General features: G+C 40.9%; 11 protein-coding genes and 1 pseudogene. 8 read left to right on the top strand and 4 right to left on the bottom strand.

The window, feature by feature from the left end; genetic code table 11:
- The first annotated feature begins 86 nt into the window (after window positions 1–86).
- Window positions 87–623, top strand: coding sequence for a metallophosphoesterase family protein (locus PZ638_RS10685; protein ID WP_140172157.1), 537 nt, complete (start codon window positions 87–89; stop codon window positions 621–623).
- Here the strand turns inward: PZ638_RS10685 and PZ638_RS10680 are convergent.
- The 3 genes from PZ638_RS10680 to PZ638_RS10670 form a co-directional block, all read right to left on the bottom strand.
- Window positions 620–1249: a helix-turn-helix transcriptional regulator gene (locus tag PZ638_RS10680; protein WP_181487878.1), complete on the bottom strand. Its 630-nt coding sequence runs from the start codon at window positions 1247–1249 to the stop codon at window positions 620–622. The two genes, PZ638_RS10685 and PZ638_RS10680, sit on opposite strands and share 4 nt — an antisense overlap.
- A gap of 118 nt (window positions 1250–1367) precedes the next feature.
- On the bottom strand, window positions 1368–2333 hold the full coding sequence (locus PZ638_RS10675; protein WP_112307104.1) for a threo-3-hydroxy-L-aspartate ammonia-lyase: 966 nt from the start codon (window positions 2331–2333) through the stop codon (window positions 1368–1370).
- Between the two features lie 26 nt (window positions 2334–2359).
- Entirely contained in the window at window positions 2360–2749 is a 390-nt protein-coding gene (locus PZ638_RS10670) for a RidA family protein (protein ID WP_047757265.1), read from the bottom strand.
- Window positions 2750–3110: 361 nt separating this feature from the next.
- Between PZ638_RS10670 and PZ638_RS10665 the strand changes: the two genes are divergently transcribed.
- From PZ638_RS10665 to PZ638_RS10645, 5 genes are all read left to right on the top strand, one after another.
- Entirely contained in the window at window positions 3111–6845 is a 3735-nt protein-coding gene (locus PZ638_RS10665) for a DUF4132 domain-containing protein (protein ID WP_272674163.1), read from the top strand.
- Between the two features lie 24 nt (window positions 6846–6869).
- A complete protein-coding gene (locus PZ638_RS10660; RefSeq protein WP_094960567.1) occupies window positions 6870–7979 on the top strand; it encodes an ATP-binding protein in 1110 nt (369 codons plus the stop codon).
- A 105-nt stretch (window positions 7980–8084) separates the two neighbouring features.
- Window positions 8085–10631 (top strand): DUF5682 family protein, encoded by a 2547-nt coding sequence (locus PZ638_RS10655; RefSeq protein ID WP_180311954.1) that lies wholly within the window; start codon window positions 8085–8087, stop codon window positions 10629–10631.
- On the top strand, window positions 10631–11785 hold the full coding sequence (locus PZ638_RS10650; RefSeq protein WP_004254361.1) for a VWA domain-containing protein: 1155 nt from the start codon (window positions 10631–10633) through the stop codon (window positions 11783–11785). Before PZ638_RS10655 ends, PZ638_RS10650 begins: the two co-directional genes overlap by 1 nt.
- On the top strand, window positions 11782–13824 hold the full coding sequence (locus tag PZ638_RS10645; RefSeq protein ID WP_164455647.1) for an SWIM zinc finger family protein: 2043 nt from the start codon (window positions 11782–11784) through the stop codon (window positions 13822–13824). Before PZ638_RS10650 ends, PZ638_RS10645 begins: the two co-directional genes overlap by 4 nt.
- 47 nt (window positions 13825–13871) lie before the next feature.
- On the opposite strand, the gene PZ638_RS10640 is transcribed toward PZ638_RS10645, so the two are convergent.
- The gene (locus PZ638_RS10640) at window positions 13872–14366 is read right to left on the bottom strand and encodes a MarR family winged helix-turn-helix transcriptional regulator (protein WP_004254353.1); all 495 of its coding nucleotides are present in this window, start codon (window positions 14364–14366) and stop codon (window positions 13872–13874) included.
- An 84-nt stretch (window positions 14367–14450) separates the two neighbouring features.
- Between PZ638_RS10640 and PZ638_RS10635 the strand changes: the two genes are divergently transcribed.
- Window positions 14451–15323 (top strand): EamA family transporter, encoded by an 873-nt coding sequence (locus PZ638_RS10635; RefSeq protein ID WP_004254350.1) that lies wholly within the window; start codon window positions 14451–14453, stop codon window positions 15321–15323.
- Window positions 15324–15429: 106 nt separating this feature from the next.
- Window positions 15430–16064 (top strand): annotated as a pseudogene (gene alkB / locus PZ638_RS10630) (DNA oxidative demethylase AlkB).
- The last annotated feature ends 152 nt before the right edge of the window (window positions 16065–16216 follow it).

Raw genomic sequence — 16216 nt, 5'->3', positions numbered from 1 at the left:
GCAATTAAAAATCATTGAGATATGATAGCTAGCAAGCAAATCGTTTGCTTGAGTAGAATAATTATTAATATATTTTTAGGTTTTATATGATTTACTTTATTTCAGATACCCATTTTTGCCATTCGAACATTATTAACCTATGTGATCGCCCGTTTAAAAGCACCAGTCACATGAATGATACATTAATTCATAACTGGAATGCGTATGTTACTGATCATGATGAGATTTACATACTAGGTGATTTTTTATACAAGGGTAGTGGTGCGGATGCCAATAAAATATTACGCCGTTTAGCGGGGAAAAAATATTTGATCCGCGGCAATCATGATAAATTTTTAGACGACCCTGAATTCGACCAATCGTTGTTTGAATGGGTTAAAAGCTATTATGAGTTGGAATATCAAAAACAGAAATTAGTGTTATTCCATTACCCAATATTAGAATGGCAAGGCTTCTTCCGTGATGCGATTCATTTATATGGACATGTTCATAATTCAGGTAAAGACCCTGAGCAGTTTAAGCGTTTAGCGGTATTAGGGCCCCGAGCCATTAATGTCGGCGTAGATGTGAATGATTTTTTCCCTATCAGTATTAAACAGATATTAAGAAAGGCAAATAGTTAACTTTCTTTTTTGGCATACAAATAAACTGAAGCCCTTGATATTCCTAAGTGCTGTGCCACCGTTTCCATGGATTTTTTCACATCTAACAGGCCTTCATTGCGTAGCACTTCAATTAAGTTTTTTCTTTCGTCCGCTTTCAATGTGCGTGGGGTTGCTGCTAAGGCTGCTGCATATTGGTCAATACGTATGCGAATCGCTTCGGTCCCATTAGGCTCAATATGCTCTTTTATTGGGCTATTTCCCACGTCAATAAATTGCGATAACATACTTTGCATACTTCTAAATAACGTCATATCCAGATTTAAGCATAATGCTGCGATATATTTCCCTGACTCATCTTTAATACCAATCGAAGTACTTTTTACTGGGCGCCCATCGGAAAATTGGTTGGTATAATTGGCTATGATGTTCGGAAAATCTTCAGATTCAATTCTTGCATGGCCGAGTTCGGTAGTCGGCTCACCAACTTGGCGACCAGATAAGTTATTATGAATCGACAGGATTGAGTGCTCTGGATTTTTAAGGTCGTGTACAACAACCTCACAAAAAGGGGCGAATGTTTCACTAAGACCTTTTGCAATAATTTCAACTTGAGCCAGTAATGAATTATTTTTTTGATCTGACATGCAATTTCCCTTCATCTATCAAGCGTTAATCCCTAATTTTAACCTATTTTTCGTATTGCTAATAGATGAAGGGTGGTGATCATTATGAAACTAATTCTTTATAAAACTAGTTAGCTACTTATGAAACTAATTGTGCAAAGTGCTGAATATCAACATTGCCACCGCTGACAATGATCCCCACGCGCTTACCTTGGAACTGTTCTTTGTGGGCAAGGGCAGCAGCATAGGACAAGCAACCTGTCGGCTCAACGATAATTTTCATGCGCTCTGCATAAAATTTCATGCGGTCAATTAGCTGTTCATCGGTTACAGTGAAAATATCATCAACCTTATTTTTGATTACTGCAAAGGTGTAGTTACCTAGATGTTGGGTTTGGGCACCGTCTGCGATAGTTTTTGGCGTGTCTATATGTACAATTTCCCCTCGACGAAATGATTGTTGTGCATCATTGCCCGCTAAAGGTTCAACCCCATAAATTTGGCAATTAGGCGATAATTCTCTGGTTGCAATGGCACACCCTGAGAGTAAACCTCCTCCACCTAAGCAAACGAATAGGGCATCTAATTCACCCACTTCTTCAATCAGTTCTTTGGCTGCTGTGCCTTGGCCAGAGATGATATCAGGGTGATCATAAGGTGGAATAATGGTTAACCCCTGTTGGGCTGCGAGTTGCTGGCAAAGTATTTCTCTATCTTCTTTATAACGATCAAAGCGGATAACGGTGGCTCCGTAACCTTGTGTAGCAGCCACTTTCACCGCAGGTGCATCGTTGGGCATGAGAATGGTGGCTGGAATGCGCAAAAGTTGCGCGGCTAAAGCGATACCTTGCGCATGGTTACCAGATGAAAATGCAATAACGCCTGCTTTTTTCTGCTCGGGACTTAACAAGCTCAAGGCATTAAAGGCTCCACGAAATTTAAAAGCCCCCATACGCTGGAAGTTTTCGCATTTAAAAAACAGTTCACCCCCAAATTCTTTATTTGCGGTGGTTGATGTGAGAACAGGGGTTTTATGCGCAAAACCCGCAATGCGTCGTGCAGCTGCTTCCACATCTTGATAAGTCGGTAATATTAATTCTGACATATATAACCCCAATGAATAATAATTAATTAAGCAGACACTGCAACGGCTTCAATTTCTAAGGCTGCACCAAAATGCAGTTCAGCAACACCTGCGACAGCACGGGCTGGGCGATGGTCACCTATCCAATTAGCATAAACTTGGTTAAATAACGGCCAATTTTCCATATCTGCGATATAAACTCGGACTTGAACCAACTGTGCTTTACTACAGTTAACGGCATCTAAACATGCTTGTAAATTATCAAGCACAAGCAAGGCTTGCTCTTGGAATGACACGTCAATCACCGCATTGCCGAGCTTATCAACGGGTAATTGTCCTGAGATAAAAACCAAACCATTGGCAGTAACACAGTGTGAATAATGCCCTTTGGGGGCAATGAGTGTCGGTGCATTCACACACTCAATCCGTTGACTCATATTTACCTCATTATGCATAAAATACCTTGATTGGATTTTTAGTCTAATATTAGATTATGTGTTTAGTCAACGCTTTTCTTCGCGAAATAAATTTGATGTAAATAACAACAAACTGTTATCAAAATTGCCATCAACAGAATAAAAAGAAAAATAGAGATATAAGACAGTTAATTAAATTATTTACTGGGCAAAAGTTAATTATCAAGAGTAAATCTACTGGGATATTCCTATAGGCAGAATTTAAATTGGCAGGGCAGATTGAGCGATATATCTTAATTAAAAATGATTAAGAATAATCAAATTGTGACGATATCATTAAAATGATAAGAAGTTGTTATATAAATACTTTTAAGGATATCACATGGCGAAGTTCACATTTAATCTTCTTTCAATTTTTGGGAAAAAAGAATCACCTGTTGCAGAACAATATTTACAAGAAGCGCTTTTGCCTTTGTCAGTATTAGATGAAGCATTGCCTAAAACTGTTTTAGAGTATGTGCTAGATGGAAAATCGCCAGAAGTATTGGTTCAACTAAGCCAATTAGATAACGAAAAAGCGGTTATTTTACTCGATAAACCTGGCACCGTAGATTGGTGGTGGGGGGGAAATAACTTTAACTCGAGCCAATATAATAAATTAATTCGCCAAGGGGCAAACGCAAGGCATAAATTATATTCAAAAGTGGGTGATGGCATTACTGCATCACAGATAGCCCGTTTTGCTAAAGTGTTAGCGGCGGCATGCCAAGATATCAATATCAAAGTATTAACACCTGAATTACCGTCATGGATGAGTTATTTAATGGGCGATGCTTTTGCAAAAACCTATGATAATTCGCGAGATACTAAGTTAGAACATCGAAAACATTGGCATTTTGACCTATTAACGGAAATCATCGCAAAAGAAACTGATAAACCGGCTAACACTATTTTATATATTATTTTCGACCGTCATCATTTATCCGATTATCATTATGATAACTTAAATCGGCTATTTTCCATTCCAGGTTTCAAAGCGTATTTAATCGCAGAGCAAGCATTTATTAAGCATACATTAACCAATCATTTATCCGCTGCTGGGCAAATTCAATTAATCAACACTTTGAAGAAAGATGTTGAGCTTTATACGCTTTTCGCAGATATATTAGTTGCTTTTGCTACTAGTTCTTTAAAAACAGTACGTGCGGCTGCGGAACCGACAATGGCAATTTTACCTGCGCAATCGGTCACACAACATTTAACAAAAATTCTAACAGAGGGAACACCAAAACAGCGTACCCAAGCCGCGGATTTATTTGCCCGTATAGGGGAACACCGTGAGATATTAGAAGCTGCACTAACAACTGAAACCAATAAAACGGTACTTAAAAGTATTGAAAGTGCGATTTCGAGATTCTCAGTCATGGATACTGCCAGCCAAGTTGAAGAGACTGAGTTACCTGAACTCGTTGAATTAGAAGATACACCACTGCCTGAAAGTGCAAAAGAAATTTTAGTTAATAATTTCAATGAAATGCTGCAAAAAGCAAAAGAAAATGCAGAAAATGAAATTGAAGAAAATAAGAAACAGAAGCACAGTTACAATTGGGCGCAACGCCATTACAAAGAATTCCAAAAGCTCAATGCGCAAGCTTGTTGCAAAGTGATTGATAAACTGAATTCAGGTAAAGAAATTATTACTGATCATGAATATAGCGTGGTGAAATTTAAAGAACGTATTACTAACTTACCTGAGTTTACGTTATTCCATGCATTACGTCTGATTAGCCATAACCGAACAAATGAAGAGCATTTATCCCATTATCATCTTACTCGGGAAGTTCCACCAAGAATTCTTGGGCAAATAGAATTGCGCCAATTAGAAAAAACGTTAACACAATGTCATTTTAAAAACGCAACACGGTTGATTGCAGACCTTTGCTTACGCTCATATGCCAATGGGTTAGCCATCTTTAACCAGCCAGCACAAGTTTGGCCGTTTTTCATTCAAAATCCAGATTTTATTGCAGAAGCATTGGGTTTAATCCCTCAACAAGAAACTCAGCGCTATTACCAAGAATATGATGCGGCGAGTGGAATTGATGTGCTTGCAATGTTGCCGACCATTCCTGCGCGATTTATTCCACGTATTATGGAGTTGGCCCTAGGGGAAAATAAAACCCATCGTCTGAGTGCGCAGAAACTACTAGAGACATTACCGAATATTCATCTTAATGCGGCAGAAGGGTTAGACTCAGGCAAACAAGAAATTCGTGTCACTGCCATTGAATGGCTGGCACGCTTAAATAATCCAGATTCATTAAAACCACTCTACGCCTTATTAAAGAAAGAAAAACGGGAAGTTGTGCGGGCGGCCTTATTAACCGCTTTGGAACAATTTGGGGAAGATATTTCTGGTTACCTTGCACCTAAAGTGTTATTAGCTGAAGCGCAAAAAGGGCTAAAAGCGAAAGCGCCTGCCAGCATGGCATGGTTTAACCTAGATTCTTTGCCGGCATTAACTTGGCAAAATAATAAACCCGTAGAAGCAGATATTATTCGCTGGTGGGTGATCCTAGCGGTTAAATTAAAAATGCCAGCAGGGAATGGGCTGCTACAACGTTATATTGGTTTGCTTTCGGTGGAGAGCCAAAAGAAACTAGGCAGTTTTATTTTAAATAGCTTTATCGGCCAAGATATTGCTGGGCCGTCATTAGAAATGGCAATGGCGGAAGCAGAACGTGATGCGCCAAAACGCTTAGCTAATTATCAAGATTGGGTGAAACGCTGGCCTGAATATTATAGTCAGTATGAAAACTATACTTTAGAACAGACATTTAATGAGATAAAAAATGAAGTTCTGCGCCGTTATTTAGGTTCCGCTATTAGTGATAAAGGAATGTTAGCCCTGATCTGTGGTATTGAAGGGCACCTTGCCGTGACCACATTGCGTAACTATATGCGTGATCACTACCAGCGCCGTGCACAAATTGAAGCCATGATTGATGCGGTTGCAACGAGTAATGACCCACTGATTATCCAACTATTATTGTCTCTTTCTCGTCGTTATCGTACCGCGTCAGTTCAGGAAAAAGCACGCGGGCTTGTTGCTCAAATTGCTGAACGTAATGGTTGGAGCGCAGATGAACTCGCAGATAGAACGATACCGACAGCCGGAATGGATGAAACAGGTATCTTGGCACTTGAATACGGTGACCGCACGTTTACCGCGAAACTGGACGCACAACAAAAACTCGTTTTGTTTAATCCTGAAGGTAAAGAAATCAAAGCATTACCTGCTGCACGCAAAACAGACAATGAAGAATTAGCTAAAGAATCTAAAAAACTATTTACTGCGAGTAAAAAAGAACTCAAGCAAGTGATTGAATTACAAACTGCACGTTTGTACGAAGCGATGTGTGCAGAGCGCCTTTGGACAACCGCAGACTGGCAGGAATATATTCAAGCACACCCAGTGATGCGTGGGCTTATCGAAAAATTAGTTTGGATAGAAACGAAAGACAACAACATTCTAAATGTATTTCGTCCATCAGACGATGGCAGTTTATTAAATTTAGATGACGATGAAATTACGTTATCCACTGATTCTTATATCAAATTAGCCCATGCGGCATTGGTCAGTGAAGATGAGCGAAAAGCGTGGATAGCGCATTTTAAAGATTACAAAGTGAAATTTTTATTCTCGCAGATGGAACATAAAATCCCTGAACTGGATCTGAAATTAACTGAAATTGAAGATCGTAAAGGTTGGTTAACCGACACCTATACCTTGCGTGGCGTCTTGACAAAAATGGGTTACCAACGTGGGCAAGCGGAAGATGGTGGAAGCTTTACCCATTATGCAAAACATTTCGCTAGTTTAGGTTTTTATGTCTATATCGAGTTTAGTGGTAGCTATGTGCCAGAGGAAAATATCCCAGCCGTCTTATTTTCACTAAGCTTTGAAAAATCACAACAAAGCTCATGGAACCGCAGCTATATCGAGTTAAAAGATATCCCGCCTATTTTATTAGCTGAAAGCTATGCGGATTATTTAAAAGTTGCGGATGCGTGTGCAGGTTTTGACCCTGAGTGGGAAAAGAAAACACCTTGGTAAGCGGGTTTAACGTAGGATTTTGGAATGACTAAAAATAAAACAACACAAGGGAATGTTCTGCGTGAAAGCGCAGAAATTCGTTTTGCCGATGAATTGGCACGTTTAACCGAAGCGGATAAACAAAACCCGAAACCACAAGGGTGGCTGCGTTCACCTCGTGCCGTTAGGCAATTTATTTTAGGTGATGAATCACTCAATATTTCTGCAAAGTTTTTCGGTGATGATGCTTTGGTTGACCGTGCAATTGTGACGTTATTAGGTAAGCAAGGACTAATGCTAGTAGGGGAACCCGGGACGGCAAAATCCATGTTATCTGAATTATTAGCTGCTGCAATTAGTGGTGATTCAGGTTTAACCATTCAAGGAACCGCGGGCACAACAGAAGATCACATTAAGTACTCATGGAATTATGCATTGCTATTGGCGGAAGGCCCGACGGAAAAGGCTCTGGTGAGTTCGCCGTTATACCAAGGTATGCAAGAAGGTAAAATTGTGCGTTTTGAAGAGATCACACGATGCCCCCCTGAAATACAAGATGTGCTGGTTAGCTTGATGTCAGAAAAGCAAATGATGATCCCTGAAATGAAAGACAATGCACGGATCAGCGCGAAACAAGGCTTTAATTTAATTGGTACAGCAAACTTGCGTGATCGCGGTGTTCATGAGATGTCATCAGCACTAAAACGCCGATTTAATTTTGAAACCGTGCGGCCAATCCAAGACCCTGCATTTGAAATTGAACTGATTAATAAGCAATTAGCCACAGAGTTAGCTGACCTGAACGGCCAAGTGGCAATCCCAAGCAACGTGATCGAACTGTTGGTTACGACATTTCAAGAATTGCGCTCAGGAAATACTAAAGATGGGGGCAATATTAAAACGCCAGACGCGGTTATGTCGACAGCCGAGGCCGTTAATATTGCTTATGCATGTGCGCTTGAAGCTCATTACTTAGGCGATGGTACGCTCAATGCAGGAGCAGTTGCACGGCAGCTCATTGGCGTGGTTTTAAAAGATAACCCTGATGATATTAAACGGATGCGTTATTACATTGATAATGTCGCGAGAGAAAGGGCAAAACATAGCCAAGACTGGAAAGCCTTTTTTGATGCATCGAGGGCATTTTGGCAATAAGTTTTCATAACAAGGGTAGAACCGCTATGGTTCTACCCATTTATTGTCACGATGATTAAATCAGCAAAGGCCATTCAAGGCGAATAACCCTTAGGGAAATCAGCGGTGAGCTTGCTATCTATACCTTTACCAGAACGCATTGAAAATGCATTACACGACAGGCAACAACTTGAATCAGCCGGTATCTACTTTGCACCTATTCGGCATCATAGTCCCGCATGTGCATACAGCACGTTGTCTTTGATTGAACAAATCAAACCTGACTATGTTTTAATCGAGGGACCCGATAGTTTTAATGAGCTACTGACGAGCTTATTACATCATGATACCCAGCCCCCCGTCGCCATTATGGCGCAAACAGAATTAAAACCGACACAGACAGATGATAAAAGTGACACTGTCACTCGTTCTGCCTATTTCCCATTCTGTGAGTATTCCCCAGAATGGCAGGCTTTACAAATAGGTCAGCAATACCAAGCCCAGCTACGTTTTATTGACTTACCATGGACAGCGCAAGTTAATGAAGACGAAGCTAATGATATGCAATCTCAAAGTTTGCAGAAAGAGCGTTACTTAGCACATAGCTTATTTATTAGCCAGCTTGCGAAGAAAAGTGGTTGCCGTGACCATGATGAATTATGGGAACAAATTTTTGAATTAAGAACGATTGAACAACTGGCAGATTGGCCTGTATTTTTTATGGACAGCTTTATATGGTGTGCATTGGCACGACTTGATTATGAACCCCAAGTCCTTGAGTCAGAAGGTTCTATACAGCGTGAGCAATATATGCAAGCGCATATCCAAACCATTAAAGCCCAACATCCACAGGCTAAAATTGTGGTGGTAACGGGGGGCTTTCATACCCTTGCTCTTCTTGAAGGGTTGGAAGTGGCTCACAAACAACAATTTAAGCTTTCTGCGGCACAACAAAAAACGTTTATCCAACAGCAAAAACTGGGTGAACAAGACAAGGCTTGGTTCATTCGCTATAGCTATGACAAACTCGATGCATTAAATGGCTATGCATCAGGAATGCCGTCCCCCGCATTTTACCAACAATCATGGTTGTCATTGTTACAACAACGCCAAGCGCAGATAACAGGAGATAACCAGCCTACGCAAGCTTATCGAAATCGTCTAGGTGTTGCCTATCTTTCTAAAGTTGCGAATGTTTTACGTGAAAAGCAATTTGAAGCTGCTCCTGGTTTTTTATCGGTTAAACTGGCCGCAGAGCAAAGCATTCGTCTTGCCGCCTTTCGTGGGCATGCAGGCCCTGGGCGATATGATCTGTTAGATGGGTTACAAAGTGTTTTTATCAAAGGTAGCTTAGATGAAAGCCAAATTGAGCTTTGGCAGGAAATAAAAACCTGTTTCTCTGGCTTTTTACTCGGGAAAATCCCCAAAGGGACAGCAACACCTCCGCTGGTCACTGAAACTTATGAAATGGCAAAAAGTTTTCGTTTCAAGCTTGATGACACCTTAAGTAAGGTGAGTCGCTTAGATGTCTATCGTAATCAACAACATCGTGCACGTAGCCGATTTCTGCATTTATTAGCATTTCTTGATATCCATTTTGCTAAGCATCTATCTGGGCCAAGCTTTTTGTCTGGTAACCAAATGGATTTATTGTTTGAAGAATGGCAATACGCGTGGACGTCCAATGTTGAAGGGGAATTGATTGCCTTATCGGAACAAGGAACACAATTAAAAACTATCGCGCTAAACCGTTTGTTTGAAATGGAAAAAAACCTAGAACAGCAAGGCGTTAGTCGTTCAAGCCAAGGTGCGGTCGTACTACTTATGCAAGCTGCATTAATTGGGCTGCATCAACGGATGCCTGCATTATTTTCATTGTTGGATGGCTATATTCAACAGGATGCAAAGTTTGAATCCTTGATAGCTTGTGGTCATAAGCTTGTTCATCTGTGGCGAGGGCGCCAATTCTTTGATATTGAAGATGGTTTTGCTATCGAAGCACGTTTAGATGCCCTGTTGCAACAAGCGTTTTATTGTTTTGCACAAATTACACAAGGGGATGAACAGCAGCAGGAACACCATTTTTCAGCATTACTTGCTTGCCGTGAATTAATCACTTTTATGCCTGAAATTAATAAAAATCATGATTATAGCATCGATTTTTATCATGAATTAGACCGCTGTGAAGGGCAGTTAAACCATGCGCCTCTTTTAAAAGGTGCCGTTGATGCTTTGCGTTACCTTGGGGCGAAAATTGATGAAACCATCTTGATAGAGGAAATTAAACGCGCGTTCAGCACCGGTAGTGATCCCGAAATGGCAATTGGCTATTTTATTGGTGTGATGCGAACTGCACCTGAGTTGATCTTACGTATACCATTACTCATTGATATGTTAAATCAGTTGCTTAGTGAATGGGATGAAGGGCGTTTTATTCAGGTTTTACCTGATTTACGGTTTGCGTTTAGCCAGCTAACACCAAAACAAAATGCACAAATGGCACAATATGTGGCACAAGACTTAGCGATTGAGGCAAAAGAGCTCACATTGCACCAAACAGAATTTAATGAACAACAAATGATGCAAGTGATTCAACTTGAACAACAATTACAAAGCCAGCTCACTGAATTAGGGTTACAAAATTGGCTTATTAGCACTCAGGAAGGCAAATAATGAGTCAGAAAAATGTCACATTAACCCCTGAACAGCTTCAATTGGCTAAGCGCTGGCGTTTAATACTTGGGCAATATGCCGATAACGCACTTGGCCAGGCCACCTTTAGTGCTGAAGAGTTAAAAATAGAACGCTCTTTGGACTTTTTATATCGTCGGGAATACCAACGCCGAGGTTTAAAGCAAGAAACTGGGCGCCATGGTTCCTTAGATGCTTCTCAATTAACGGCGGTTAATTGGTTAAACCAAGCGCGTAAATTGTTCCCCAATAGTACCTTTGAGCGCATGCAATCCCAAGCATTAGAACGTTATGAGATCAGTAGCTTATTAAAGGACCCACAAGCGCTAAATGCCATGGAGCCAACAAAATCTCTCGCAAAAGCTTTGTTAAGCCTACGCGGGAAGATGAACGAAGAAACCCGTGATGCCGTTAAAAATATTATACGCAAAGTGGTGGATGATATTTTGAGTCAAATGCGTAACCAATTTCGTCATGCATTAACAGGGCGGCGTAACCGTTTTCGACGCTCACTGGTACCAAACAGCCGTAATTTTGATTGGCGAGGAACTATTGCCGCCAACTTAAAGAATTATGATAAACAAAATCAACGGTTAGTGATAAAAACGCCTCACTTTAATTCTCGTCAGCAACAACATTTACCATGGGATGTGATCCTGTGTGTGGACCAGAGTGGCTCGATGGCGAGTTCTATTATGTATGCGGCTGTATGCGCAAGTATATTAGCGGCATTACCGACAGTACGTGTATCTTTAGTGATTTTTGATACTCAAGTGGTTGATTTAAGCCACCTTGCTCATGATCCTGTTGAAGTGTTAATGACAGTGCAATTGGGGGGCGGAACGGATATCGCTAAAGCTATGCAATATTGCGAAAGTTTAATCCGCAATCCAAAACGTACCGTGATTAGCTTAATCAGTGATTTTGAAGAGGGGGGCGCCCTCAATCATTTACTCAATTGCACACAACGCCTACATAGCCAACAAGTGAAGTTATTGGGTCTAGCGGCGTTGGATGATGAGGCACTGCCCGTTTATGATCCAGACATTGCCCAAAAACTTGCAGATAGAGGGATGCATGTTGCGGCATTAACACCGGAACATTTTGCACAATGGTTAGCAGAGGTCATGCAATGAGTTGGCAAAACAGTTACTTACAGTATGATGACGATGCATTAGCCGTATTTGCGAATGTGGGGTTACTTCGACGTGCACGTAAAGACGTTGAAAACCAAAAAGTTAACCCAACAGACTTAGACGCTGGAACATTCACGAGTGATGGGCAACGTGTTTCTTTAGATGCACAAGGGATCCAAAAAGCCACTTGTGATTGCCCAGCAACAGGGTGCTGTAAACACATTTTAGCGGCCGTTTTGTGGGTACAATCGAATGCAACCACAGAAATTGATTCAGCGGAGCCGATAGCCAGTGAAACGGTGCTAAGCGAATTATTAGCATTGTTACCAGAAAGCCTAATCAAGCAAGCTTCTAAGCCTGATATGCGTTTAGCGTTTAGATTTATACAGGAGTGGCAAGAAAAAGAATTAGTTTATGAAGCGCAATCGAACCAGTTAAAAATCATTCTACCAGAATATGATGAGCCAATTATTTATATGCGTGGTAGTGGTTTGCAGGGCATGATTTCATCACTACCCGAAAAACAAAAAAATGCGGTTCATCTTGCTATTATTGCAAAATTAATGCTTCAGCATGGCCAAGAGTGGCATTGGCCAGAGGAATTAACCGCAAGTCAAACTCATCAACAGGCGCTTAGCCAAGATGATAAAATAGTGATGAGTTCAATCGAACAATTCATTCAGGATATGTTACGACAAGGGCTATCGCATATTAGCCAAAGCAGTGCTAGCCAGTTACAATTACTGAATATGTCAGCGCGTGCGGAAGGGTTGCCTCGCTTAGCCAATTATATGAGACGCCTTAGCCAGCAAGTCAGGCGGTTAGCTGATAAGCACTTTACAATGGATGAAGGGCAAGTTTTACGGTTGATAGCTGAAATATCAGCTTATTTGCATCAATTATCAGTAGCAAATGAACATCAGCTTATTGAACTCAAAGGGTTGCAAAGGCGGCAGTATAGCGATCAACCCATAGAATTTGATTTATTGCCTATCGATGCAAATTGGTGGAAAACCGAAAGTGGTGCGATTGGTGCTACATTGAGTTTTTGGGATCGACAAAATAAAAAAATCATTCAATGCACGCAAGGTCGTAGTAATAGCCTTGACCCAACGTTTAATCGACAAAATGTTTGGCAAACACTGGCGTTATGGAAACATACCGCCGAGAGTTTGATGAAAACTCCCTTTAAATTGCATTCACCACGGTTATCAGAGGAGGGGAAATTATCAGTCAGTGGCGAAAGCTATGCCGTTAGCAGTCAAGAAAATGGGATAACAACCAATGATTACCTTAACATTAAAGCTGAATTTGGTTATACCGATTGGCAGTTAGCAGCGAATGAGTTGCCAACACTCACACAAGACAACAGGTTTTCCCCCGTTTTATTGCATATTGATGACTATGAGCCACTCTATTGGGATGAAACAGAACAATGTGTCTTATGGGCGGTGACTGACTCACAAAAAAACCGAGCATTTTTACGGTTAAACTGGCAAGGGAGTGATGACCATAAAATTGAAGAATTGCGTTTTATTACAAAACAGCAATGGCCAATTTGTGCTGTTACGGTGCAGGTAAATCATTCGCAAGAGGCGATTCAGTTGGTACCTAAAACGCTATGGTTAAAAAAAGAACACAGCATTGAGTTGTTCTACTTAGACTTTGAAAGTACACCACGTAAGAAGCAACGTTCCGGTTTTTTTAATAAAATTATCGAATATATGGCGAAAAAACAGCAAAAAAGCCAAGCTTTTGTGCCTGAATTAACGTTAGCTAGCCAGCTTGTTCGGCCGATACTTTCAGTACTAGAAACGCAAGCGTGTACAGGAAGGCAATGTTTATCCCAAACTCAACAAAATGAAATCGCGTATGTCATTAGAACGCTTGAGGATTTGGGGGCTCTTTGGTTGGCTAATCAGTTTAAGCCATTGATTACCTCCAGTGACTTACAACCCCAAGTACTATTACAGTTAGTTTATTTATGTGACCGTTTTGAAAGGTTACAAATGCCATTGCCTTTTCAATTCAATGAATAATACGAGGGGGAGATATTTCCCCCTCGTATTATTCTCAAGACAGCGTGTTATTTTTCATTAGGCTCAAATGACGCTAAGAATGTTCGCAATAACTGATTCAATGCTTGTTGCTCTTGTGGTGACAATTTAGCAACGAGGCGAGCTTGGTTTTGTGTATGTACTTCAATAAGTTGGTTGATTAGCGTTAAGCCTTCAGTTGTTAATGAAACCAAAAAACCGCGGCCATCATCCGGGTTGGTATGGCGGATGACTAACCCCGCTTTTTCTAATTGGTCTATTCGGTTAGTCATTGTCCCCGATGTAACCATCAACGTTGAGAGCATTTCCCCTGGGCTTAGCGTATAGGGGGCTCCTGCACGGCGCAAAGTTGCAAGCACATCAAAACTTGAACGGTTAAGACCAAACTGAGCGAAGACCTTTTCCATTTCCCGAGTTAAGTGGTACGCGACATTACCCAACCGACCAATTAATCCCATTGGGCTAATATCGAGGTCAGGGCGTTCTCTTTCCCACTGTTGAGTGATTTTATCTATTCTATCCATAGGTCAATAATGGCGGTTATTTATCTTGACGTCAAGGTAAAATGCACATATCTTGAGGTCAAGATAAATTAAGAGAGTAGAAATATGGGTCGTATAACAGTTTTAGGATTGACTGCATTGGCACCTATTGTATGGGGGAGCACATACTTAGTGACAACAGAAATGTTACCCGCAGGGATACCATTAACATTGGCGGTATTGCGCGCTTTACCCGCAGGGTTACTATTGATACTCGTGCTGCGAAAACTTCCCGAGGGTATTTGGTGGTTACGTGTGGTGATATTAGGTGTTTTAAATTTTTCTTTATTTTGGTGGTTACTGTTTATTGCTGCGTATCGCTTACCTGGTGGTGTAGCTGCAACGGTTGGCGCCGTACAGCCATTAATTGTACTATTTCTAAGCTACTGGTTGTTAAATAATCGGTTATCAGCGGTATCCATTATCGCATCAATAGCGGGGGTATTCGGGGTAGCAATATTACTTTTAACACCGAATGCCGCCTTAGACCCTCTAGGCATTGTTGCAGGGTTAGCAGGCGCATTTTCAATGGCCGCAGGGACGGTTTTGAGTCGCCGCTGGCAGCCACCAGTGAGCGCTTTAACCTTTACTTCATGGCAATTAACTGCGGGAGGCTTAGTTTTATTACCATTTGCCATTGTGTTTGAGCCGGCTTTGCCACCGTTAAGTTCATTAAATTTAATCGGGTTGGGGTATCTAACGCTTATTGGTGGAGCATTGACTTACGCTTTATGGTTCCGTGGGCTTGCAATATTAGGCCCAAGTTCAGTTGCGTCACTGGGTTTCTTAAGCCCTGTGAGTGCGGTGGTTTTAGGGTGGTTTTATCTCAATCAACAACTTAGCACCTTGCAATTTATTGGTATGGTTGTCATTTTACTCAGTGTGTGGGCGAGCCAACGAGCGGAAACAAGAAAAGTCACTTTAGCTTATCAACGTTAAAGGTATTTTGATGGTTGCTTATTTGTTGTGCTAAGCAACCTTTTTTCCTGTGTTAATATCCATTAGAGTATTCACTTGGATTATAAAAAAGTGACTAGTGACTAATATGTTATTTCCTGATGAAGATAATATCGTACAAATTGCACCAGAGGCTTTTTTACTCAAAGGTTTTTTACTGGGGCAAAGTGATGCATTATTGCAGTCATTAAGCAACGTTATTACTGCTAATCCATTAAGGCATATGGCAACACCCAATGGTTATCAAATGTCGGCAGCAATGACTAACTGCGGCGACTGGGGTTGGGTGACAGATAAAAAGGGTTATCGTTACAGTCAGCGTGACCCTGTCACGAATCAGCCGTGGCAACCTATGCCTATTTCGTTTGTTCAATTGGCAACTTCAGCAGCGAGTACCGCTGGCTTCGAACATTTTATCCCTGATGCTTGCTAATTAACCGGTATGCAGTTGGCGCTGCAATGTCATTGCACCAAGACAAAGACGAAGCTGATTTCACTCATCCAATTGTTTCTTTTTCTTTAGGGCTACCCACAATATTTGATTTTGGTGGGGCAACCCGTGATGCGCCTAAAATCGCTGTTTATTTAGAACATGGGGATGTCTTGGTATGGGGCGGTCGGTCACGGTTAAATTATCATGGAGTACGTCGTATTAAATCAGGTGTACACCCGTTGTTAGGGCCTTACCGCTATAACTTGACGTTTAGGCGTTCTCAACCTTAAATTCGCCTTTTACAATATTCCAATTTATCAATTAAATAGACCATGAATGACTTAATATTTCATCTCAGTAGATTAAATAATACTAATCGTTAAATTTAGTATTTATATAGAAAAAATATCATTGAATAATAAATTAGATGCACCTATAAATG

Source organism: Providencia hangzhouensis (genome assembly GCF_029193595.2).
GTDB lineage: Bacteria > Pseudomonadota > Gammaproteobacteria > Enterobacterales > Enterobacteriaceae > Providencia > Providencia hangzhouensis.
Note: the sequence above shows the minus strand (reverse complement) of the source record. Positions and strands in the feature narration are given on the sequence as shown.